Raw genomic sequence first — 24703 nt, forward strand, 5'->3', positions numbered from 1 at the left:
TTTAAGCTATAAAAATAACAGAATCAGGGAATGAGATCATTGTCCTGTGAATATATTGAGCATATTGGGCGTCAGAGACGCCTGTTTGAAATTGAGCAGAGAAACGCGCGGATGTGAGAGTGTGAAGTACGTCATGATCCGGTTTCAGAAACATGGAACATAATGATGTGGGAAAAGGAGAAAAGATCATGGTGAGAGTTGGAAGAAGGATCGGGTTATTCTTAGCGGCGGCGCTGGTATTGTCCGGATGCAGCAATAATGCTGCAGGAAACGGAAGCAGCGCGGCGCAGACGGAAACGGAGACGAGTCAGGCAGCGACTGAGCGGGCCGGGGAGACGGCGGTGACATCACTGCCGCAGATCGACTCTACGAAGTGGAAATATAATTCTGACGATAAGGTGTACTGGCAGACAGGGATTTCTTACTGTGCAGATCCGGCGGATGAGAAATATGAAACGCTGGGAATTTTTGTCCCGGCGGCATATATGAATGCGAAAGATAATGGGGACGGAACCTTTACATGTACGATCAATAACCAGGCGGCAGTCAAAGGATACACAGCGGATTCCGCACCGATCGTGATCCCGGTCAACACGCCGGGATATTCCGCGATGGCAGCTCCGACAGACTATGTGGCAGATTCCGCGTCCTACACGGATGCCGGATTTATCTATGTGGCAGCAGGATGCCGCGGACGCGATGCAGGAGCTCCGGCGGGTGTGACAGATCTGAAAGCGGCGATCCGGTACATTCGCTACAATGACGGCGTGATCCCGGGCGATGTGGACCGGGTATTCTCCTTCGGAATGAGCGGCGGCGGAGCACAGAGTGCACTTTTGGGTGCAACCGGCGACAGCGAAGATTATGAGTCGTATCTGACCGTAATCGGGGCAGTTTCCGGCGTCAGTGATGCAGTGACAGGTTCCATGTGCTGGTGCCCGATCACGGAACTTGACTACGCGGATGAGGCGTATGAGTGGAACCTTGGAAATACGAGAACAGACCTCACGGAGAAGGAACAGACACTGTCGAACGGAATGGCAGAGGCATTTGCGCAGTATATCAATGATCTGGGACTCAAGGATTCTTCGGGAAATGTGCTGACATTGACGGAGTCTGAGGAGGGAATCTATCAGTCTGGCACATATTATGAGTATCTGAAAGGTGTGGTGGAGACATCACTGAATAATTTTCTGGAAGATACCACGTTCCCGTATACGGTGGAGACGAAAAAAGGACGCCAGGGCGGCGGCAGAGGTCAGGGCGGACAGAAGCCGGATGGAGCGTTGCAGGACGGAAACGGAATGCCTGATGACATGCAGAAAGGCGATGCTCCGGCAGACGGAAAACAGAGCGGCAGACCAAACGGAAATGCTGGCCAGGGAACTCCTGACTTTTACGCCATGGACGGTGTTGACCGGAATCTCTCTACCGGAGGCGTGACACTTTCTGGCACCTATGAGACAGCACAGGATTACATCGATGCTTTGAATGCGGATGGAATATGGATCAACTATGACAGTGTGGCCAACACGGCAACGATTACCAGCATCGCAGATTTTACAAACGCATGCAAACGTGCCTCTAAGGGAATCGGCGCATTTGATGCCCTGGATGAGAGCCAAGCGGAGAATACCTTATTTGGATACGGCGATGGAACGACGTCCCACTTTGACGCTACGCTGGCAGACCTTTTAAAGAATGACGAGACCTACGGCGCGGCATTCACGGAAGCAATGGAGAAGACAGATTCTGAGGGAAAGACGGTGACTGAGAGGGGAAACATGTACAATCCGCTTTATTACCTCTCAGGCTATTATGATGGTTATCAGAAATCTGCGGTTGCCGATTACTGGCGTATCCGCACCGGAATCGCCCAGAGCGATACCTCTCTCACGACAGAAGTAAATCTGGCGCTGGCGCTGAAAAATTATGGCGCAGATGTGGATTTTGCGACGATCTGGGGGGAAGGCCATACGATGGCAGAGAGTGCCGGGGACTCTGTGACGAACTTTATTGAGTGGGTTAATAAGTGCTTGAAATAAAAGTCTTAGATTAGGATATGATCAAAAAGACTGATATGTCAAACCATTATGATGGAATGAGATATCGGTCTTTTATTTTCGCAGACATGCATCAGGTAGACGCTGCCAGTGGAAGGTTCTGCATGTGATTAACAAATCAGAGCCTAAGCCAGAGGAGGGGGTGTTAGTTATAAAAGCGCGATGAAATTTTGTGCATTAGAAATCCACCAGCAATCATGGATACGACATACAGCAGATTTCCCCAGAAGATACCAGCCGTACACGCGATCTCGTGGAAAACCGGCTGCGAGGACGGATGAAATGGGGATATGTAGAACATGTCAGCGTCAGCGGTGGGACCTACGGCGATGTTGATCACGCAGGCGATTACACAGCATAGGAAAAAGAACGGAAGAATATTCATATAATCCCGCCGTTCATGTCTGGCGATGCCTGACATACAGGATAAAAGTCCAAGGAAGAGCAGAATAAAATGCCACAGGAAGCCATGGAGCGTCATCGTCCAGTACGGATGCATGAGTCCTGGCGGCACAGCCAGAGCCATGATTCCACCCAGCAGCCCGAAATCCTGAAGGAAGGTAGCGGCGCGGCGAAGTGTTTTTTCGGAGTGAAGGAGCGGTGCAGCAAGACAGATGTACATGGGAATGCTGCATAGCTGGAATGGAAAATACCACCAGTCGAAATGCCCATGAAATTCGATGACATATAAAAATGCCTGCTTATAGAGTTCCATGAGTGCGAGAAGTACTCCACAGGAAAAGAAAATATGGCGGAAATACGGTTCAGGCGATGCCATGGACCGTATTTTTTTGCCGAACAACCGCGCAAAAAAGACCGCAAATCCTGCCCCAAAGACGGTCAGCAGAATGTGAAAGGCAGAATAAGGCACCGGGGGTGTCATCGGCCATGCGGTCATGCGCAGGATGGACTGGAGAAAAATGTACATATAAGGACCTTCTTTCAAAAGGATAGTTTTGAAAAACGCGCACCGCATTCTCGTTACTTCAGTGATGAGTTAGGTGCGCTATTTATTTACTAAGACTTCCCACACCGATACGGTGTGTTGAAGCTTGAAAAATGGCTGCTTGCACATGTTTGGGCGGGGATCAGGGTTAAAATCCTCCTGCAAGCAGGCTTGTGTCGGGCTTCGGACCTTTTGCCCCTGACATCACAAATATTAATGCGAAATGAGAGATCTGTCAAACCTCACGGACGTTCAACTTGATTTTGGATTCTTTGATAGTCTGTCTGGAAATGTCATATTTTATATGATAAGATAAAAGAAAACTGCGGGGAGTGCGTATGGTGACAGGAAGTGGAGAAAAACGATTTCATGACCAGATATCATGGCTGATGTTTCTATTCAGCATATTTGTGATATGGGTCCACTCTTATAATGTGGATCTGTTTTCCGGTGGGGCGCGGGATGGGATATGGAGTCTTGCGGACCGGATCGAAAATTTCGTGTCGGTGGGACTGGGACAAATCGCCGTTCCTGGCTTTTTCCTGCTGTCCTCCTACCTGTTTTTCCGGAATTTTTCCTGGGAGAAGCTGACCGGAAAATGGAAGAGCCGGGTATTCAGCGTCCTGATCCCTTATGTAGTCTGGAATATCATCTACTATCTGGGCTATATGGCAGCATCCCGGTTTCTCGCCATACGATCCGTGGTCGGACGTGACATCATTCCATTTTCCGTGCAGGAGATCTGGCGGGCGGTCTCACAGTATGCATACGCGCCGATTTTCTGGTATCTTTATCAGCTGATCTTCCTGATCATCGTGTCACCGCTGATCTACGCACTTGTTAAGAATCGGGCGATCGGTCTTTTCTGGATCGTGGGACTTGTATTTGCAGTTCATCTCCATCTGGATATGCGCCATCCGAATACGGACGCCCTGCTTTACTATTCGGTTGCTGCATACTTTGCAGTCCATCGGCGCGGGCTGGTGGAGAGAAGTATGGAGGAAGAAGCAGCCGGGTGGGAGGAAGATCATGGAACGAAAGAAAAGAAAGCTGCTCCAGAGGACAAAGATGGAAATACAGCCAGTGTCATCCCGGACTATGTGAGAAGGCGCTGTTTTGCAGAAGGTCTGGCGGGAGTCGTGATCTCTGTATTTTGTTACCGGAGGACGATGGCACCTGAAGCAGCCGTCCTTTGGACCTGCTTTTATCGTATGGCTGTGCCGATGACGTGCTGGGCCTTTGCCTGCGGAGTGCGTCTTCCGAAGATCCGTCCATGGATGCGCCAAAGCATGTTCCTTTATGCGATCCATTATATCGTTGTACGATTCGTAAACAAAGGAATAGCTGTTGCGGCAAGACAGCTTGCCGGATCTGTATCCGCTGCGGGAATCGCGTTGATTGTTTATTTCCTGCTTCCTGCGATCGCCGTGATGGTTTCTTACATCCTCGCCAAATTCTTTGTCCGCTTCCTGCCGGGAGTGTGGAGAGTGCTGTCGGGAGGGCGAAAGTTGGAAGGATAGGGAATAAGAAATGCAGAAAATCCGTTACTGTCGGCGTACCGCATGGACAGCAGCATGTAAAATTCAAGTGTTCTTTTTTGTAAAAAATGCTAATAGTATTTCGATAAGAAATCCATTATACTATCAGTGAAAGAGTTAATCTTTCCTTCGCAGATGAGACGAGTGACGGTTCCGACTCGTCGGTAAAATAAAAAGTGACCGAACAATGAGACGAGTGACGGTTCTGACTCGTCGGTAAAATAAAAAATGACCGAGCGAAGAATCTTTGAGGGAGGAGAAATCCTCCCTTTTCTATACCAGTCTATTTTTCTTAGGGGATTCTTACCATGAGTACATCAACTAAATTTTATATAAAGAACTATAAATGAGCAAATTTGAAAAACTGCACTATTAAGTCTATCACATGCAGACATAAAGAATACTAAGCGGACCAATGTCCATGTTACGTGCACAATAAGTTATAATTTTTGTGCACTTTTCGGTATTTGCTCATTTATAGTAAAGAAATTAAGCAAAGAATTCTATCAGAGGTATTCACCTAAAATATATGAGGAAATTTTAAGCAAAGAGGATAGACCATATTCATGGCTTCTTGTTAAACAACATGGATACTTTATATGTGTACCGTTTACGGACTGAAATACGTCATAAATATGCGTATCATTTCCAGGCATCAGAAAGATCGGGAAAGCATCATTCAGGGCTGGATTTTACAAAGTTGGTAATTGTCACCAATCAAGAATTTATAAATGAAGGTATCGTTGTTGTTGATCAGGACGAATACAAAGAAATTATATATAATATTGGAAAGATAGTAGATTCTGTGATAAAATTTGTTGATGATTATGTCGAACATATAAAAGGAATAAAAAAGCTTCATGAAAGAGAATTTGAACGTCGATATCATTTTTCATCATTAAAGTACTTTAAGAGAGAATTGGGACTCAGTCAGAAAAAAGAACCGGAGGAAGAGAATATGCTGAGAGATAACGTAAAAAAATACTATCTGGAACAGGATTATAATTGTGCGGAGGCGATCTTACGATGTATTGACGAGGAATACGGGATCGGTCTTACGGAAGACGATTTCAAGCTGGTCAGTGCGTTTGGCGGCGGAATGGGATGCGGATCATCCTGCGGCGCATTATGCGGTGCGATGGCAGCACTGGGACGGCTGACGGTAAATACCCGTGCCCATGCGACCGATGGTTTTAAGGATACGTGCGCGGACCTTGTAGAGGAATTCCGCAAGAAGCTTGGAAACACAGACTGCTCAGAGCTGGTAAAGATCTATAAGAAAGACGATGTGCGCTGTCTGGAAACCGTCTGTCTTGCAGCAGATGTATTTGAAGAGTTCTATAATACGTATATTGCAGAAAATAAGATTGGGAAAATTAAAGAAATGTGAACGGACGGAATAGGTTACTGCACACGGGTAGGAATTTTCTGAACTGAAAATTCCGTACAATACAGTGGTGGTAGTGGATTTTGCTGATTCGGAATGCGAAGCATCGGCAAAATCAGTTACTGTTTGCGCAAGGCGTGTACAGTAACCGGAATAGAACTGATATACTGTGAGAATTGTTCAGAGACTTGCAACATCAAAAACCATGTAGTATAATATATACGGTTAGCAAGAACTAACTTATATATTTTAAACATTTATAGTCCTAATAGATCAATACATGGTGAAAAAATGACATTACAACAACTGAAATACTACTGCATGGTCTGCGAATGCCACAGCATTACGCAGGCCGCGAAAAAATCTTTTGTGACGCAGCCCGCGGTCACGGCTGCGATCCGTGAACTGGAGAAGGAATATGCGGTCCGCCTGGTGGATAAGGAAGGAAAAAGTATCCGACTCACGAAGGCGGGGGAAGGATTTTACCAATATGCGTCTCAGATGCTGGATCACGCGAAGGAATTCGATGACCAAGTACATAGTATGGTAAAACTTACGAGAAATCTGCGGATCGGACTGACAAAATCTGCGGGTTCTGCCGTCTACATGGAGTATTTTTCAAATGAGGCCGAAAAGTATCAGAATGTGGAGATAAAAGTGACCGTGGATTCTACATCAGAGCTGATCGAGAAACTGCGGGACAAGAAGCTGGATGCCGTTCTGGTCCTGAATCACGGTGGAGATCCAATGGAAAATGATTTGGAATGGGCGGAACTTAAGACTACAGAAATGCTGTACTGTGTCTCGAAAAACCATGCGCTGGCACACGAAGAGCGGATCACAGTACCGATGATTGCGAAAGAAAAGATGGTATCCACAAAACACGATCATCACAAGACAGAGGCATTACGGCAGCTGTTCTTACAGGCAGGTTATGAGGAGGGGCCGCAGGTCTTATGGAGATACGATCAGCAGAGCACGGCGCTTCAGATGATCGCCGCAAATATGGCGACAGGGTACTTTCCGGCGGAGGCAATCTGTCAGAATGATGGAATCGTTGGAAAACAGCTGGAAGGCGATAAGTCTGTTCCAATCTGCATTGCCTGGACAAAAGATAGCTGGAAGCAGGAAGAAGTGCAGCAGTTTATAAAAGGAATCATGAAATTTTACGGGGCGGTCCGATAGCGGGCCGTCTTTTTTGATGCGCACTCGCGCAAAGATGTAGATTGTCGCAAGCGACCGCGCTCGGCGGAAGAATGTGCCAGGCTCATTTTTAATATATCATAGCTTTTATTTATAAATGAATAATTTAATTTATTTTACAAAATTCAGAAAATGATGTATAGTTAGCCATATCTAATTAGTCACAACTAACAGATAAGCCATGTGTAAGGAGACAACAATGGATCGAGGAATTCTGGAAAATAAAAAAAGACCGGCGATGTTCATCATGATCATCGCTCTGATCGCCCTGTTTCTGGTACTGATCTGTGTAGGACGCTATCCGATCAGTCCGTTTCGGGCATTCGAAATTATAGGGAGATCGTTCGTCGGAAAGACCGATGGAATGGATGTATACGAGTCAAGTGTGATACTGAGTATCCGTCTTCCGAGAATCCTTATGGGAATTCTGGTGGGAGCCGGGCTTTCTGTTTCCGGCGCGATTTATCAGGCCGTTTTCGGAAATCCGCTCGTAAGCCCGGATATTCTCGGAGTTTCTTCGGGAGCTGGATTTGGCGCGGCATTGGCGATCCTGTTATCGTGCGGCATGGCTGCCACACAGGTGACCGCACTCGGCTGCGGCCTTCTGGCAGTGGTGGTCGTTCTGAACCTGTCACGCATCAAGAGGCGCAGCGAACTGTTCGTGCTGGTGCTATCGGGCGTTATTGTGAAGTCCATGTTTGATGCGCTAGTTTCTTTTATCAAGTACATCGCGGATCCGGAGGACAAGCTTCCGACGATCACCATGTGGCTGATGGGAAGTCTGGCAAATGTCTCATACAGGGATGTCCTGCTCTGCGCAGCAATTGAGATTCCGTGTCTGGCAGTGGCCATGATCCTTCGCTGGAAGATGAACCTGCTTTCACTGGAACAGGAGGAAGCCAGATCTTTAGGAATCAACGTCAAAAAGCTTCGTCTCGCCGTGATCCTGATCGCGACGATCATGACTGCGGTCACCGTGTCCGTCTGCGGCATTATCGGATGGATCGGGCTGGTGATTCCCCATATTGCGCGACTTCTGATCGGAAATGACCACCGGACACTGATTCCGGCAAGTGCTCTTATGGGTTCGATCTACCTGCTGTTGATCGATACGGCAGCCAGGGCGGCAACAGCGGGAGAGGTTCCGCTATCCATTCTGACAGCGATGGTCGGCGCTCCATTTTTTGCCGTGATCCTCAGAAAAACGTCAGGAGGCAGGGAATGATACTGGAAGTAAACAATGGCAGTTTTTCTTATGGACAAAGGGAAATCTTGAGGAATGTCTCATTCTGCCTGGAGAAGCAGAAGATCATGACGATCTTAGGTCCGAACGGTGTGGGAAAAACGACTCTTCTAAAATGCATCATGGGTTTTTTGCCATGGAACAGGGGAGAGGCGCGGATCCTTGAGAAGAATTTAAACGCATATTCCGATAAAGAACTCTGGAAACAGATCAGCTATGTGCCGCAGGCAAAACGGAGCGCATTCTCCTATGGAGTTCTGGAAATGGTCGTCATGGGGCTCGACAAAGAGAACAGTTTCTTCTATACCCCGAAAAAAGATCATTTTGACCGGGCTAATGAGATGCTAAAGGAACTGGGTGTCGGAAAACTTGCTGGGAGGTACTGCAACGAACTGTCCGGCGGCGAGCTGCAGATGGTAATGCTTGCGCGGGCATTGGTCTCAGGACCGAAACTTCTGATCTTAGATGAGCCGGAGTCAAATCTGGACATGAAGAACCAGCTGCGGGTTTTGGACGCGATCTCGTATATCAATCAGGAAAAGAATACGGCCTGCATCATCAACACACATTTCCCGGCCCATGCGCTGCAGCTGTCAGATAAGACGTTGCTGCTGGGACAAAATTATCGGCAGAAGTTTGGAGACACGGCGGAGATCATTACCGAAAACAATGTGGAAGAATTTTTCCAGACGCATGCCAGAATTCTGGATTTTTCAGCGGAAGGAAGAACCTACCGAACGATCGCACCTTACCGGATCACTGACAATGACCGGGAAGATGAGGAAGAGAGGAGAGAAAAATGAAGTATACAGTTTTAGGACGTTCAGGAATTTCCGTGTCCAGAATTTCCATGGGGACCCATCATCTGAACGATCCGGCAGATATGGACAAACATGTTCAAAACTTCTTATATGCCTATAAAAAAGGAATCAATTTTTTTGAGACATCCGTCACCTACGGGGAAGGATATTCGGAACTGATACTGGGAGAGGCGGTAAAAGAAATGAAAAAGGAAGGCCGCCCGTTCTTCATCATGTCAAAGACACATGCAGGAGATCATGAAACATTTAGACGGGATCTGGAAAATTCCCTGAAACGGCTTGGTGTGGACAGCATCGATGCGTTTACCTGCCTCTGGGGCGTTAAAAGCGGCGTAGAATGGAGCGGCGCGAAGGCATATGGAGCACTCAAAGAGATGGAGAGGGCCAGAGAAGAGGGACTGATAAAACATATCGCGATCTCCGCGCATATGAAAAATCAGGAACTCGAACCGATCGTAAAAGAGTATCCCTTTGACTACAGTGTGCAGGGGTTCAATGTGGTCAACAGCGCGTACCGGGCGGACGGACTGAAAGCAACATGGGAAAGCGGGGCGGGAACCATAGCCATGAATCCGCTGGCAACGGGAGATATTCTGAAATATTCCCATATTTTTGACGCGATACGGATCCGGGAAGATCAGAGTCTCGTGCAGGCGGCTTACAGCTATGTGCTGTCGATCCCATGGGTACATTCCGTTCTGGGAACCTTTAATTCAAAGGAACAGATCGATGAGGCATTATCTGTTCTGGAAGAAGCGCCTTACAGTGAGGCGGAACTGAAAAAAGTGCAGACATGTCTGAAAGAGAGAATTAGAGGTACTTCTCTTAAAGAGCGGATCGACACTGGAAAAGGATTGCGCCAGAGACCGTATATCCTGCGGGAAGAGGCGGCAGATCTGATGGAGGTTTATCCTTTAAGTGTTTAAATAAGGTATTCATATAGCATTATAAATTTAGAAAACTAACGGAGGAATAAAGACATGAGAAAAATGATGGGATTCGTTTTAGCGGGAGCTGCTGCATTTGTGCTGACTGCCTGCAGCGGAAACAATGCCAGCCAGAGTACGGAGGCGGCTGCGACAACAGTTCCTGAGACGCAGACAGAAGCGGCAGCTGAGACGGAGAGCGGAAGCTATACAGTCACAGATGTGCGCGGAAAGGAGATCGAATTTGACGCGGTTCCGGAGCGTGTTGCCACAGTCGGCAAGCCGTTCCCGTCCATCTACTATGCGATCGAGGGCGCAACGGACAATATCGTCGGCTGCAACCCATCTTCCATCACAGCGTACAATGAAAGCGTGCTGAAGGATATGTACCCGCAGCTGGAAAATGCAGAGACAGACTGGTGCACAAAGGATTCCACCGTAAATGTTGAGGAACTCCTGAAACTGCGCCCGGATGTTGTATTCATCTATTCGACGAATGACAAGGAAATCGAGAAGATGGAAAACGCGGGACTTAAAGTTGTGGCACTTCGAAGTGCGGAACTGGACAGTGTAAAAGAAAATCTTCAGATCATTGCAGCTGTTTGCCAGAAAGAAGAGCGCGGAGAGCAGCTGGTGCAGTATATTGACGAGGGAATCGAGGAGGTCACCTCATGCCTTGCCGATGTGTCAGAAGAGGACAAACCGACAGTCGTAGAGCTTTACAGTGATATGAATGTGTCCGTAAAACAGTATGACCACTGGATGATTCCGAGCGGAGCTAAAAATCCGGCGGAAGATCTGACGGGAAAAATGGCAGAGGTTGATATGGAGCAGATGCTTTTATGGAATCCGGATATTATCTATATTGGAAACCATTCAGATCTGATGCCGTCTGATCTTCTTGAGAATAAACAGGAAGGAAGAGACTGGTCCGTTATCAATGCAGTGAAGAATCATCAGGTCTATAAAATCCCGATCGGCGCTTACCGTTGGGATCCAGCAGGTGTGGAGACACCGCTCATGGTCAAGTGGGCTGCAAAGATCCAGTACCCGGATATTTTCGCTGATATGGACATAAAAGAGGAAGTGAAGGAATTCTTCGAGCTTGTTTATCAGTATGAGTTGACAGATGAACAGGTCTCTGAAATTCTGGACAACAGACAGGAATAATACATGAGGAATCTTAAGAAAAAGGAGCAATAAAAATGGAAAAGATTACAGTGCTTGAAAAGGGACAGAAACTTGAATTCAGCTTTGAGGACCTGTTAAAGTATCACGGAGTAGGATATCCGGGCGGTGTAGCACACGCGTTTCAGGTCATGCAGAGAGCGTTTCCGCTGCTTGATGACGGAAAACTTCTGGAGCGCAGGGAAATCGAGCTCGTTACCGCATTTCCGGGTCCTGGAGGACGGGATGCTTTCGAGATGGTGACCCGCTGCGTTACTGACGGACAGATCCATGTGGACAAAGATCTGCCGGAGGCAGCAGGCATTCTGGAAAGCCCCCATGGAAGATATTATTTCCGGTTCAGCTACAGAGGAAAGACGGTGGTTGTCACCATTCGCCCGGGCTTTGTACGTCAGGATTTTATTGAGATGGCAAGAAAACCAAACCGCACCGAGGAAGAAGAGGTGATCCTGGCACAGATGAAGCGGGATATGGCAAAACGTCTTCTTGATGCAAAGCCGGAAGAGGTTTATGACGCAATGATTTTATAGGAAGGCAAAGGCTGGCTGCCGGTGGAAAACTCTGCCCGCGGTCTGCCTTAACCTGTTTTACGGGGAGATAATGGGGAAAAAGCAGGACTCGTGAGAACAATTGTGGATAATCCACTAAAATCACAAAAAATCAAGGAAAATCCACTTGCATTAGCAGTATGTATATGCTATAATTATTAAGCTGTTCTGGCGGAACAGGACATATGGCTGTAAAGCTGTATTATTTTTTATTAACGTAACGTGACTGTCAGTCATGTACCAAAAATTATAAAGAGGTGAAAATCATGAAACAGGGAATCCACCCAAATTACTATCAGGCCAAGGTCGTTTGCAACTGCGGTAATGAATTTGTAACTGGTTCTACCAAGAAAGACATTCACGTAGAAATCTGTTCCAAATGCCATTCATTCTATACTGGTCAGCAGAAGGCTGCTTCCGCTCGCGGACGTATCGAGATGTTCAACCGTAAGTATGGTATGAAAACAGACAAATAAGGTTTGATTAGTGAAAGGTTGAGCTTTTGGATAACTCTGAAAACTCAGCCTTTTTTGTCATACAGGGAATCGCGGGAGCACGCAGTGCGGAGCGATTCTGGTATGACACTATGAGACATATATGGAGGTAAAATCTTGAAATATTCCGGTATCGGGGGACAGGCAGTATTAGAAGGTATCATGATGAAGAATAAGGACAATTATGCCACGGCTGTCAGAAAGCCGGATGGTGAGATCGTCGTAAAAAAAGATACCTATGTGAGTATGACTGAAAAAGTAAAGTTTTTCTCCCTGCCGTTTGTGAGAGGAATCTTTAATTTCGCGGACTCCATGATCCTGGGAATGAGATCGCTGACTTGGTCGGCCAGCTTTTTTGAGGACGACGAGGAAGATGAGGAACCGGGAAAGTTCGAGAAATTTTTAATCGATACATTTGGCGAAAAAGTGGACAACATCGTCATGTCGGCGGTGATGGTATTCTCCGTCCTGATGGCGATTGCGATCTTTATGGTGCTTCCGCTCCTGATCGCGGGGATTTTCCGGAAATTTATCCACTCTGAGACTGTGATGGCAATCCTTGAGGGTTGTATCCGGATCGGGATCTTTATCACATATATCAAAGTGATCTCCCGGATGAATGACATCAAGCGGACGTTCATGTACCACGGGTCAGAACATAAATGCATCAACTGTCTGGAGCATGGACTCGTGCTCAACGTGGAAAACGTCAGAAAGAGCTCCAAGGAGCACAAGCGCTGCGGAACGAGCTTCCTTCTGATCGTCATGGTGATCAGTATCCTGTTTTTCATGGTGATCCGCGTGGACACGATCTGGCTGCGCATCGTCAGCCGTATCGTTCTGATCCCGGTGATCGCAGGCGTTTCCTATGAGGTTCTCCGCCTTGCGGGAACGAGCAACTCGAAGATCATGGACATCGTCAGCCGCCCGGGCATGTGGATGCAGGGACTTACGACGAAGGAGCCGGACGATTCGATGATCGAGGTGGCGATCGCTGCGGTGGAGGCAGTGTTTGACTGGAAGAAATATCTGGAAGAGAATTTCCCGGAGCAGTATCCGGACGGATACTTCGAAAAGGAAGGCCGGAGCGGAGAGAATGCGCAGGAGATCACGGCATGAGTGAGCACATAAAAAACATGGCGGACAGCTGTGGGCAGACCGCAGAAAACGAGAGCCTGGCGACGTTCCGAGATTCATTAAAAATCTGGGCTGATGTCCTGAATTACGGAAAGCAGGTTTTAAAGGACGCCGGGATCGCAGAGGCAGATCTCGACTCCTGGTACCTGTTTGAGCAGATCTTCGGGATCTCCAGGGCACAGTACTTTATGTGTGCGAGAGACCGGATCACGGATCGTGCAGCGCAGGGGAAAAGTGTGCCGGAACATAGTGCTGATCGTGTGAAATGTGGAAATAGCTCAGAAGAGAACCCGGATCCTCTGAAGCAGAAGCTGGACGCCTACGACGCGGCGTTAAAGAAGCGCGCATCCCACATCCCGCTCCAGCAGATCATCGGACAGCAGGAGTTCATGGGACTCACATTTTTCGTGAATGAGCATGTGCTGATCCCGAGACAGGATACGGAGACACTGGTGGAGCTTGTATTGAACGAGCAGAAAGACAGGAATTGTTCCATTCTTGACATGTGTACCGGCTCCGGGTGCATTGCGATCAGCTTGAAAAAACTCGGTGGATACCGGCATGTGGAAGGTGCGGATATTTCGGAGAAAGCGCTGAAGGTCGCAAAGAAAAATGCGGAAGATATCTTAGGGATGGACAGAGATACTGAGCTGGTCAGCGTCAAAAACTGTGCTGACACTCCAGAACAAAATTGGCAAAATTTATCAGACAGTCAAAATAAATATGATAATTTTGCAAATTCCAAGTTATCTGGAGCATTAGATATAAGCAACTCTTCGGAGACAGTAAATTTCCGCCGTACGGACATGTTCCGCGCATTCCAGCCGTCGGAGAAGTTCGATGTGATCGTCTCCAACCCGCCCTACATTCCCAGCTCTGTGATCGAGGAGCTGGAACCGGAAGTGCGGGACCATGAGCCGCGGGGCGCATTGGACGGAACCGCGGACGGACTTTATTTTTACAGGATCCTGGCAGAAGAGTGCGGAAAGCATCTGACGCCGGGCGGACATGTATATTTTGAGATCGGATATGACCAGGGAGCCGCAGTGAAGGAACTGTTGGATGCCCATGGTTTTCAGGATACAAAAGTGATCAAGGATCTGCCGGGAAAGGACCGCGTCGTGTGCGGAACCTGGCAGGCTGCAGGTGTATGAGGAGGTATATCAATGTTTGACCGTTTGGATGATATGCTGCGGCATTATGAGGAACTGATGCTGGAGTTAAACAACCCGTCGGTGGCGGAGGACCAGAGAAGATTCCGCAAGCTGATGAAAGAACAGGCTGATCTGGCACCGATCGTTGATGCGTACAAGCAGTACAAGCAGGCGAAACAGGATGTCGAGGACAGCCTGGCACTTCTCGACGAGGAGAGCGACGAGGAGATGAAGGAACTTGCGAAGGAAGAGCTTGCCGACGCGAAGAAGAGGATCGAGGAGCTGGAACAGGAGTTAAAGATCCTGCTTCTCCCGAAGGACCCGAACGATGAGAAAAACGTTATTGTTGAGATCCGTGCCGGTGCAGGCGGAGACGAGGCAGCGTTATTCGCTTCCGAGTTATACCGCATGTATGTGCATTACGCGGAGAGCCAGCACTGGAAGACAGAGATGATCAACGTCAGCGAGAGCGGGATCGGCGGCATGAAGGAAGTCGAGTTCATGATCACCGGTCATGGCGCGTACTCCAAGTTAAAATACGAGAGCGGTGTTCACCGTGTACAGCGTGTCCCGGAGACCGAGTCCGGAGGAAGAATCCATACGTCCACTGCGACGGTTGCAATCATGCCGGAGGCAGAGGAGTTCGATGTTGTGATCGATGACAAAGATATCCGTATCGATGTCATGCGTGCGTCCGGTAACGGCGGACAGTGTGTCAACACCACAGACTCTGCGGTTCGTCTGACCCATATCCCGACCGGAATCGTGATCTACAGCCAGACGGAGAAGTCCCAGCTGCAGAACAAGGAGAAAGCATTCCGCTTACTGCGTTCCAAGTTATACGATATGGAGCTTGAGAGACGCCAGAATGAGGAGGCGGAGGAGCGCCGCAGCCAGATCGGTACCGGCGACCGTTCCGAGAAGATCCGTACCTACAACTTCCCGCAGGGACGTGTGACCGACCACCGGATCAAGCTGACACTCTATAAGATCGACGCAATCATGGACGGCGATCTCCAGGAGCTGATTGACAGCCTGATCGCGGCTGACCAGGCGGCGAAGCTTGCGAAGATGAGCGAGAACTAAGAGATAAAAAAGACCTTTCGAGAGCAGATCATTTTATAAAAAATATCTGTTTCGAAAGGTCTTTTTACTTGTTATTTTTTTACGAGAAAATGATTTTCTGCCACCGCCCGCTCTTATACCGGCAGACAAAGAAGATCCCGCGCACGAGCCAGTCGATCGTCATCGCAACCCAGACACCGAAGATTCCCATATGAAACTCCATAGTCAGCAGATAGCTGAAACCGAACCGGAACACCCACATGGAGATGATGGAGAGGACCATGGTCACTTTCACATCGGCCGCGGCGCGCAGTGTGTTCGGCAGTGTGAAGGACAGCGGCCAGATCGTCACAACGCAGGCGGCATGGTACAGGATGATGTCATTTGTGTACATTGCAGCCTCATCGGAGAGGTTGTAGATCGAAAGGATGAACGGCAGGGACAGGATCACGATCAGGTTGGACGCGATCAGGCACAGATACTCGACGCGCATCATATGTTTGGTATAGTACTTCACCTGCTCAAAATCGCCGGCGCCGACGCACTGGGCGCAGACCGTGAGGAGTGCGAATCCGAAGGACATTCCCGGCAGGATCGCGAAGTTTGCGATATTGTTGCTGACTGCGTTTGCCGCGAGTGATGCAGTTCCGAGACCGGAGACAAGACTCAGCACGGCGATCTTTCCGAGCTGGAACATACTGTTTTCCAGACCGTTCGGGATCCCAATGTAGAGGATCTTTTTCAGCACATCCCATTTGATCTTAAACGGATACGGGTGCAGGATGTGGAGCGCATGTTCCTGGTTATTTAACAGGACAAGAATTACTACGCACGCCACGCCGCGGGATACGACCGTCGGGATCGCAACACCCTCAACGCCGCAGTGAAATCCGAAGATCAGGAGCGCGTTTCCGAACACGTTGATGGAGTTCATGAGGAGCGAAGTCTTCATCGCGATGTTGGAGTTTCCCATCGCGCGGAAGATCGCGGCTCCGGCGTTGTACATGGCGATCATCGGGATCGAGGCGAGAACGATCAGAAGATATGTGCGGCTGTCCTTCATGACTTCCGGTTCGATCTTTCCGAAAACATGGTACAGGATCACGTTCTGCCCGAGGTATCCAAGGATCATGATGAAGATCGAGAACAGGAACGTAAAGTTGAAGAGCTGGGCGGTCGCCTCACATCCGGTCTTCGGATCTTTTCTGCCGAGATACTGGCCGGCGATAACGGCGCCGCCGGTGGCGAGAGCCGTGAAGATATTGATGATGAGCAGCATGACCGTGTCGACTAAGGAAACTCCGGAGACGGCAGCTTCCCCGACACGCGCCACCATGATCGAGTCGGAAAGTCCCACGGCAACCTGAAGAAACTGATCTACGATCAGCGGGATGATCAGGCGCACCAGGTCTTTTCGGTTGAAAAGACGGTTATTCATATGTAGATACATCCTCCTGTAAATAAATGAAATTGCAGAACATGGAGATCTTTCCATGTAAAGAAAAAATATAATACACGTTTTAACATATTTTTTTAAGTTATGCAATTAGGAAAAGTTCTGATTTTTAAGCGGAAGATGGGGAAAATATTGTGACTGTTCAGCAGACGGAGCAATGTATGTAAGAAGAAAATACATCGCATGATCAGGAAAAGTGTCCAGCATTTTGGGTACAGCGTGTAAAATACAAGGTGGAGAGCGAAAACATGGAAAAGTGGGCGGTTTTCTGGTGAAAAATGTGGACACAGGGCGGACTGACAATATGTTAGCGGGAGCATGGAGGACTCTCGGCGGGCTCCAAAGCACATCATTTTGTAAAAACTAACAAAAATCTTCCTGTTTTTTAAGAGATTTATAAGAGGAAGTCCCTTTAAAATATAAGTCACTTATGCTATAATGTCCCTAGTATAGGGCGTAGTGTGCCCAAAAACAGATGAGAAAAGGAGAGCATATGAAAGGAATCATACTTGCCGGCGGAAGCGGCACAAGACTGTATCCGCTCACTAAGGTAACTTCCAAACAGCTTTTACCAATTTATGATAAACCAATGATCTATTATCCGTTATCCGTGCTGATGAACGCAGGAATCAGAGATATCCTCATCATCTCCACACCGGACGATACCCCGAGATTCGAGGCACTGTTAGGTGACGGAAAGCAGTTCGGCGTGAACTTATCCTACGCCGTACAGCCGAGCCCGGATGGACTTGCCCAGGCGTTCATCATCGGTGAAAAGTTCATCGACGGTGATTCCGTAGCGATGATCCTCGGCGACAACATCTTCCACGGACAGGGCTTAAAGAAACGCCTCCGTGCGGCAGCAGAGAAGGAGAAGGGCGCAACCGTATTCGGCTACTATGTTGATGATCCGGAGCGTTTCGGTATCGTTGAGTTCGATGAGACCGGAAAAGCGATCTCCATCGAGGAGAAGCCGGAGAAGCCGAAGTCCAATTACTGTGTAACCGGTCTTTATTTCTACGACAACCGTGTGGTTGAATATGCGAAAAACTTAAAACCGTCCGCAAGAGGTGAGCTTGAGATCACAGATCTCAACCGGATCTACCTTGAGAACGGCGAGCTTGACGTAACACTTTTAGGACAGGGCTTTACATGGCTTGACACCGGTACCCACGAGTCCTTAGTTGAGGCCACAAACTTTGTTAAGACCATCGAAACCCACCAGCACAGAAAGATCGCGTGTCTGGAAGAGATTGCCTACACGAATGGCTGGATCTCCAAGGAAGAAGTTATGGCCGCATACGAGATCTATAAGAAGAACCAGTACGGCCAGTACTTAAAGGATGTCATCGACGGAAAATATATCGACAAACTGCCGGGACACGCAGATAAGTAAAGAGAAAAGAAACAGCAGGATTTTCGCGTACTCACGCCCAAACACGAAGAGTGTGAGTGGAAGCTTCTGAAGTGATACAGGAAAGGATGGAACATGGGCTGAGTGTATTCCTGTATGGAAATTTTGCAGTCAGAATCATGTTCATGAAGGAGAAATAAAAACATGAAAATCATCGTAACAGGCGGCGCCGGATTTATCGGCGGCAACTTCATCCACCATATGGTAAACAAATACCCGGAGTACCAGATCGTAAACCTCGATCTCTTAACATATGCCGGAAACCTTGAGACATTAAAACCGGTCGAGAACAAGCCGAACTACAAGTTCGTAAAGGGTGATATCGCAGACCGCAAATTCGTATTCGACCTCTTCGAGAAAGAGAAACCGGATATCGTCGTAAACTTCGCAGCGGAGAGCCATGTAGACCGTTCCGTTGTAGATCCGGAGAGCTTTGTCCGCACAAACGTTATGGGAACCACAACGCTGCTTGACGCATGCCGCACCTACGGAATCAAGCGTTACCACCAGGTTTCCACCGATGAGGTTTACGGAGACCTTCCGCTTGACCGCCCGGATCTCTTCTTCACAGAGGAGACACCGCTCCACACATCCAGCCCGTATTCTTCCTCCAAGGCAAGTGCAGACCTCTTTGTTCTCGCTTACCACAGAACATACGGACTTCCGGTGACGATCTCCCGCTGCTCCAACAACTATGGTCCGTACCACTTCCCGGAGAAGCTGATCCCGCTGATGATCAGCCGCGCTCTTGCTGATGAGGCACTTCCGGTATACGGAACAGGCGAGAATGTCCGTGACTGGCTCCACGTTTCCGACCACTGCGAGGCGATCGACCTGATTATCCACAAGGGCCGTGTCGGTGAAGTATACAACGTCGGCGGACACAACGAGCGCACAAACCTTGAGGTTGTCAAGACGATCTTAAAGGCATTAAATAAGCCGGAGAGCCTGATCAAGTTCGTAACAGACCGTCCGGGTCATGACAGACGTTATGCGATCGATCCGACAAAGCTTGAGACAGAGCTTGGCTGGAAGCCGAAATACAACTTTGATACCGGTATTCAGCAGACGATCCAGTGGTATCTGGACAACGAGGACTGGTGGAAGCATATCTTAAGCGGAGAGTACAGCAACTACTTCGACAACATGTACGGCGACCGTCTTGGAAAAGATTTAAAGTAAGTAAGATCATAAATCAGCCCTGCACCGAGGATTCTGGGGCAGGGCTGATTTTTTACGAAAGGAACAGACAGATATGAGAGTTTTAGTGACAGGCGTAAAAGGCCAGCTTGGTCATGACGTAGTAAACGAGATGGAAAAACGCGGGATCACTCCGATCGGAGTGGACCTCGCTGAGATGGATATCACCGATAAAGAGGCATGTAACCGCGTGATCACGGAGGCCAATGTCGATGCAGTGATCCACTGCGCAGCTTACACTGCTGTCGATGCGGCTGAGGACAATGTGGACGTGTGCATGAAAGTCAACGCAGGCGGAACGAGAAACATCGCGGAAGTCTGCAAAAAACTCGGCATCAAGATGATGTACATCAGCACGGACTATGTATTCGACGGACAGGGAACCCGCCCGTGGGAGCCGGATGACGAGAGACATCCACTGAATGTCTATGGACAGTCCAAATATGAGGGAGAGCTTGCAGTCGAGGAGCTGGTAGAGAAATTCTTTACCGTCCGTATCGCCTGGGTATTCGGCGTAAACGGAAAGAACTTCATTAAGACCATGCTCCGGATCGGAAAAGAGCGCGGAGCTGCTTCGGTCGTTGACGATCAGATCGGTTCCCCGACCTACACTTACGACCTCGCAAGACTTCTCGTGGATATGATCCAGACGGACAAATACGGCAGATACCATGCGACAAACGAAGGACTCTGCTCCTGGTATGAGTTCGCCTGCGAGATCTTCCGTGCAGCAGGAATGGATGTCAAGGTGACACCGGTCCACTCCGATGAGTACCCGGCTGCAAAGGCAAAACGCCCGATGAACAGCCGTATGAGCAAGGAAAAACTCACAGAGAACGGCTTTGAGCGTCTTCCGGAGTGGAAGGATGCCGTTGCAAGATATCTGAAGGAAATTACCTGGTAGGAACTGCCGTTTTGTTACAGTACACGGCACTCCATGCCCACGCACTGTAACAGGTTGTTGCCTATAAAAGGCATATGGCTGCCGGCGATGATATATTTTCGGCAGCCTGCTTATCTGAGAAATAAAACATCAGAAAAGCAAAAGACTTTTTGCTCTCAGTAGAATAATCTGTATATAGATAGAAAACTGCGGACCTTATAGAGAACCGGGATATCAGACAACGGCAATATCCGGTTCTCTATAAGGTTCGCGGGTCATGGAGGATTGAGGAATGGGAAAATATTTTGGCACCGACGGCTTCCGCGGAGAGGCGAACGTAAATCTGACCGTGGAGCATGCATATAAAGTCGGAAGATTTCTTGGATGGTATTACGGAAAACAGGCAAAGGGAGACCGCTGCAGAGTCGTGATCGGAAAAGATACAAGACGTTCCAGCTATATGTTTGAGTATTCCCTGGCAGCGGGACTCACAGCGTCCGGAGCGGACACTTATCTCTTACATGTGACGACAACTCCGAGCGTGTCCCATGTGATCCGCACGGAAGATTTCGACTGCGGGATCATGATCTCTGCCAGCCATAACCCGTACTATGACAATGGCATCAAGGTCATGAACGGAAACGGTGAAAAGCTCGAGGAGAGCGTCATCGAGGAGATCGAGAAGTACTTAGACGGTGAGATGGAAGAAATTCCGCTCGCTAAGAGAGAAAATATCGGAAGAACCCAGGATTTCGCGGCAGGAAGAAATCGTTATATCGGCTACCTGATTTCCATCGCGACAAGATCTTTTAAGGGCAAAAAGGTCGGTCTCGACTGCTCCAACGGAAGCGCTTCCTCCGTTGCGAAGAGCGTATTTGACGCTCTCGGTGCAGACACTTATGTGATCAACGACCAGCCGGACGGCCTCAACATCAACCGCGACTGTGGATCCACGCATATCGGAAATCTTCAGAAATTCGTGAAGGAAAAAGGCCTGGATGTCGGATTTGCATACGATGGTGACGCAGACCGCTGCTTGGCGGTGGATGAGAATGGAAATGTCGTGGACGGCGACTTGATCCTCTACATCTGTGGAAAGTACATGAAGGAACAGGGACTTTTACGCAACAACAAGATTGTCACGACGGTCATGTCAAACCTCGGTCTCTACAAAGCGCTGGACCGCGAGGGTATCGGCTATGAGAAGACAGCGGTCGGTGACAAGTATGTGTATGAGAACATGTCAAAGACCGGAAACTGTCTCGGCGGTGAGCAGTCCGGACACATCATTTTCAGCAAGTATGCGACGACCGGTGACGGTATCTTAACTTCCTTAAAGATCATGGAAGTCATGCTGGAGAAGAAGGAGACACTTGGAAAGCTTGCTTCTGAGGTTACGATCCTTCCGCAGCTTTTAAAGAATGTCCGTGTAGCAGACAAAGCGGCGGCGTTAAACGACCCGGATGTGCAGGCAGCAGGAAAAGCCGTTGACGAAGCGCTCGGAAATGACGGAAGACTTCTTCTGCGCCAGAGCGGGACTGAACCGCTGATCCGCGTGATGGTCGAGGCGGAGACACCGGAGATCTGTGAGAAATATGTGGATCAGGTGATCGACGTGCTGAAGAAAAAAGGGCATGTGTCAGAAAGCTGATTGCTTGAAATATAAAAGATGAACGATGAGGCAGTGAGGAAATTCGCTGCCTCATTATATATATGGTTATAGTCTCAGAAAGGCTTGAGAGGTGTACAGTGACTTCGTAGTTACTTTTCATGGGTAGGAATTTTCTGAACTGAAAATTCCGTATGATACCGTTATGACCGCGGATTTTGCCGATTCGGAATGCGAAGCATCGGCAAAATCCTGTTACAGTGCGCGGGCATGGAGTGCCCGGGTACTGTAACACTGCATATCTCCCATATCTAAATGTTATGGTATAGATTCTTGCGATTCCTTTTTCGCAGTGATATAATGAAGAAACGAAAAGGAGGCGGTCGAAAAACGCGGCCGCCGCCAGAATTTCACAAAAAAGGACTGATGAAAATGGGGTTAGACCTAAAAGCGTAACATTGTTTATAATTGAGAAGTACAGCGTGGTTTACCGACTCCGTGGCCTGCGACTATGAAGCTGGAGGGAAACTGCAGTGCCTGGAATGACTGCATGATTACAAAAATTCATGAAATGCAGGGATGAAAATGACTTTTATCAGAAAAGCGGAGGAAAGAAACTATGATGAATTATAAGAGATATCAGAGAGTACCGGTCATGAATTACCCGGAGCGGGAGTGGCCGAATAAAGAGATCGAGAAAGCACCGATCTGGTGCAGTGTGGATCTGCGCGACGGCAATCAGGCACTTGTAGAGCCGATGGTCGTTGAAGAGAAGATCGAAATGTTCAATATGCTGGTGCAGATGGGCTTCAAGGAGATCGAGATCGGTTTCCCGGCCGCTTCCCAGATCGAATTTGACTTTTTAAGACAGCTCGTTGAACGCAGGCTGATCCCGGACGATGTGACGGTTCAGGTTCTGACCCAGTGCCGTGATCACCTGTTAAAGAGAACCTTCGAGTCCATTCAGGGAATCCCGAAGGCAGTTGTGCATATTTACAACTCTACATCCACCTTACAGCGTGATGTTGTATTCCATATGGACCGTGAGGAGATCAAGCAGATCGCAATCGACGGTGTCGATATGGTAAAGAAGTACATGAAAGATTATGACGGAAAAGTGATCCTGGAGTATTCCCCGGAGAGCTTTACCGGAACAGAGATGGACTATGCGCTTGATATCTGCAACGCGGTCCAGAGAGCATGGGGACCGACACCGGACAATAAGATGATCATCAACCTTCCGTCCACTGTCGAGATGACGACACCGAACGTGTTTGCGGACCAGATCGAGTGGATGAGCAAACATCTGGAGAACCGCGAGAGCATCGTTTTAAGTGTTCATCCGCATAATGACCGCGGAACAGGCGTTGCTGCGGCAGAACTTGCAATGCTTGCAGGCGCTGACCGCGTTGAGGGAACCCTGTTCGGAAACGGTGAGCGTACCGGCAACGTGGATATCCTGACCATCGCCTACAATATGTTCTCTCAGGGAATCGATCCGGAGCTTGAGATCGGCGATATCAAGAAGATCGCGGAAGTATACGAGCGCTGCACAAAGATGCATATCGATCCGCGTCATCCGTACGCTGGAAAGCTGGTATTTACTGCATTCTCCGGCTCCCATCAGGATGCTATCAACAAGGGAATGCATGCGCTTATGGAAAGCAAGAGCGAGATCTGGCAGGTTCCGTATCTGCCGATCGATCCGTCCGATATCGGAAGAGAGTACGAACCGGTGGTTCGCATCAACAGCCAGTCCGGAAAGGGCGGTGTTGCTTTCGTTATGGACAGCTTCTTTGGATTCAAGCTTCCGCGCGGCATGCACAAGGAGTTCGCGGATGTGATCCAGAAGATCGCAGAGAAGCAGGGTGAGGTTGCGCCGGATCAGATCATGGAAGAGTTCCGCATCGAGTATCTCGACCGCAAGGAACCGTACCACTTCCGCAAGTGTAAGATCACAGATTTCGAGTCCGGAGACCAGTTCACAACCGTTGCTGTTGTTACCTACTCTGACCACGGCGAGACAAAACAGTTTGAAGGTGTCGGAAACGGCCCGATCGATGCTGTGAAACGCGGACTGGAGGAGGAGCTTGGTATCTCAATCAAGGTTCTCGATTACAGCGAGCATGCGCTGACATCCGGTTCCGGGGCACAGGCGGCTTCCTATATCCACCTGATGGATCAGAAGACCGGCAAGGTGACATACGGTGTCGGCATCAGCTCCAACATCACGAGAGCATCCTTAAGAGGTATCTTTAGTGCAGTTAACCGTCTGTTTGGAGATGCAGAGTAAAATAAAAATGTCGGATATACGTTCAGTGCTGCGGTAAGACATAGGGAGAAACTGCAGTGTCCCGGCGGCAAATCATAAGAAAATTTTAAATGCGGCAGAAATGGGAATGCAATCCTGTTTTTGCCGCATTTTTGC

At 48.7% G+C, this 24703-nt stretch carries 20 protein-coding genes and 1 pseudogene; 19 read left to right on the forward strand and 2 right to left on the reverse strand.

Features of this window, described 5'->3' with window-relative positions; all coding sequences use genetic code 11:
- Window positions 1-188: 188 nt before the first annotated feature.
- On the forward strand, window positions 189-2045 hold the full coding sequence (locus ACXMYH_RS01935; protein WP_486555419.1) for a subtype A tannase: 1857 nt from the start codon (window positions 189-191) through the stop codon (window positions 2043-2045).
- 163 nt (window positions 2046-2208) lie between these two features.
- Here ACXMYH_RS01935 and ACXMYH_RS01940 read toward each other — a convergent pair whose 3' ends face one another.
- Window positions 2209-3039, reverse strand: coding sequence for a TMEM164 family acyltransferase (locus tag ACXMYH_RS01940; protein WP_483879997.1), 831 nt, complete (start codon window positions 3037-3039; stop codon window positions 2209-2211).
- Between the two features lie 308 nt (window positions 3040-3347).
- Between ACXMYH_RS01940 and ACXMYH_RS01945 the strand changes: the two genes are divergently transcribed.
- The 13 genes and pseudogenes from ACXMYH_RS01945 to prfA all read left to right on the forward strand — a co-directional run bounded on the left by ACXMYH_RS01945 (window position 3348) and on the right by prfA (window position 15734).
- Complete coding sequence (locus tag ACXMYH_RS01945; protein ID WP_215702144.1) at window positions 3348-4529, forward strand: acyltransferase family protein; 1182 nt, start codon at window positions 3348-3350, stop codon at window positions 4527-4529.
- Window positions 4530-5133: 604 nt separating this feature from the next.
- Window positions 5134-5409 (forward strand): annotated as a pseudogene (locus ACXMYH_RS01950) (hypothetical protein); the annotation flags it as partial.
- Between the two features lie 96 nt (window positions 5410-5505).
- Window positions 5506-5937 (forward strand): C-GCAxxG-C-C family (seleno)protein, encoded by a 432-nt coding sequence (locus tag ACXMYH_RS01955; RefSeq protein ID WP_215702143.1) that lies wholly within the window; start codon window positions 5506-5508, stop codon window positions 5935-5937.
- A 288-nt stretch (window positions 5938-6225) separates the two neighbouring features.
- Window positions 6226-7119 (forward strand): LysR family transcriptional regulator, encoded by an 894-nt coding sequence (locus ACXMYH_RS01960; RefSeq protein ID WP_405579163.1) that lies wholly within the window; start codon window positions 6226-6228, stop codon window positions 7117-7119.
- Between the two features lie 217 nt (window positions 7120-7336).
- Entirely contained in the window at window positions 7337-8362 is a 1026-nt protein-coding gene (locus ACXMYH_RS01965; RefSeq protein WP_118600149.1) for a FecCD family ABC transporter permease, read from the forward strand.
- Window positions 8359-9183, forward strand: coding sequence for an ABC transporter ATP-binding protein (locus tag ACXMYH_RS01970; protein WP_215702141.1), 825 nt, complete (start codon window positions 8359-8361; stop codon window positions 9181-9183). The genes ACXMYH_RS01965 and ACXMYH_RS01970 overlap by 4 nt, the downstream gene beginning before the upstream one ends.
- Window positions 9180-10127 carry an aldo/keto reductase gene (locus tag ACXMYH_RS01975; RefSeq protein WP_118600147.1) on the forward strand — a complete coding sequence of 316 codons (948 nt, stop codon included), beginning with the start codon at window positions 9180-9182 and terminating at the stop codon, window positions 10125-10127. Before ACXMYH_RS01970 ends, ACXMYH_RS01975 begins: the two co-directional genes overlap by 4 nt.
- 54 nt (window positions 10128-10181) lie before the next feature.
- Entirely contained in the window at window positions 10182-11297 is a 1116-nt protein-coding gene (locus ACXMYH_RS01980) for an ABC transporter substrate-binding protein (RefSeq protein ID WP_486555420.1), read from the forward strand.
- Window positions 11298-11332: 35 nt separating this feature from the next.
- Entirely contained in the window at window positions 11333-11845 is a 513-nt protein-coding gene (locus tag ACXMYH_RS01985) for a hypothetical protein (protein WP_486555421.1), read from the forward strand.
- A gap of 284 nt (window positions 11846-12129) precedes the next feature.
- Complete coding sequence (gene rpmE / locus ACXMYH_RS01990; RefSeq protein ID WP_015552500.1) at window positions 12130-12339, forward strand: 50S ribosomal protein L31; 210 nt, start codon at window positions 12130-12132, stop codon at window positions 12337-12339.
- Window positions 12340-12474: 135 nt separating this feature from the next.
- Window positions 12475-13476 (forward strand): DUF1385 domain-containing protein, encoded by a 1002-nt coding sequence (locus ACXMYH_RS01995; protein WP_118530175.1) that lies wholly within the window; start codon window positions 12475-12477, stop codon window positions 13474-13476.
- Window positions 13473-14648, forward strand: a complete 1176-nt coding sequence (locus ACXMYH_RS02000; RefSeq protein WP_486555422.1) for a N5-glutamine methyltransferase family protein — start codon at window positions 13473-13475, stop codon at window positions 14646-14648. The genes ACXMYH_RS01995 and ACXMYH_RS02000 overlap by 4 nt, the downstream gene beginning before the upstream one ends.
- Window positions 14649-14660: 12 nt before the next feature.
- Window positions 14661-15734, forward strand: coding sequence for a peptide chain release factor 1 (gene prfA, locus ACXMYH_RS02005; RefSeq protein WP_118530173.1), 1074 nt, complete (start codon window positions 14661-14663; stop codon window positions 15732-15734).
- Between the two features lie 79 nt (window positions 15735-15813).
- Here prfA and ACXMYH_RS02010 read toward each other — a convergent pair whose 3' ends face one another.
- On the reverse strand, window positions 15814-17151 hold the full coding sequence (locus ACXMYH_RS02010; RefSeq protein ID WP_486555423.1) for an MATE family efflux transporter: 1338 nt from the start codon (window positions 17149-17151) through the stop codon (window positions 15814-15816).
- 511 nt (window positions 17152-17662) lie between these two features.
- Between ACXMYH_RS02010 and rfbA the strand changes: the two genes are divergently transcribed.
- The 5 genes from rfbA to leuA all read left to right on the forward strand — a co-directional run bounded on the left by rfbA (window position 17663) and on the right by leuA (window position 24568).
- Window positions 17663-18565, forward strand: a complete 903-nt coding sequence (rfbA, locus tag ACXMYH_RS02015) for a glucose-1-phosphate thymidylyltransferase RfbA (protein WP_021905619.1) — start codon at window positions 17663-17665, stop codon at window positions 18563-18565.
- A 162-nt stretch (window positions 18566-18727) separates the two neighbouring features.
- Window positions 18728-19765 carry a dTDP-glucose 4,6-dehydratase gene (gene rfbB / locus ACXMYH_RS02020; protein WP_117483303.1) on the forward strand — a complete coding sequence of 346 codons (1038 nt, stop codon included), beginning with the start codon at window positions 18728-18730 and terminating at the stop codon, window positions 19763-19765.
- Window positions 19766-19838: 73 nt separating this feature from the next.
- Window positions 19839-20687, forward strand: coding sequence for a dTDP-4-dehydrorhamnose reductase (gene rfbD, locus ACXMYH_RS02025; RefSeq protein WP_486555424.1), 849 nt, complete (start codon window positions 19839-19841; stop codon window positions 20685-20687).
- A 271-nt stretch (window positions 20688-20958) separates the two neighbouring features.
- Window positions 20959-22317 carry a phosphoglucosamine mutase gene (glmM, locus tag ACXMYH_RS02030; RefSeq protein ID WP_118530169.1) on the forward strand — a complete coding sequence of 453 codons (1359 nt, stop codon included), beginning with the start codon at window positions 20959-20961 and terminating at the stop codon, window positions 22315-22317.
- Between the two features lie 577 nt (window positions 22318-22894).
- Window positions 22895-24568, forward strand: a complete 1674-nt coding sequence (gene leuA, locus ACXMYH_RS02035; protein WP_486555425.1) for a 2-isopropylmalate synthase — start codon at window positions 22895-22897, stop codon at window positions 24566-24568.
- The last annotated feature ends 135 nt before the right edge of the window (window positions 24569-24703 follow it).

It is taken from the genome of Pilosibacter sp. NGB245 (assembly GCF_057397225.1).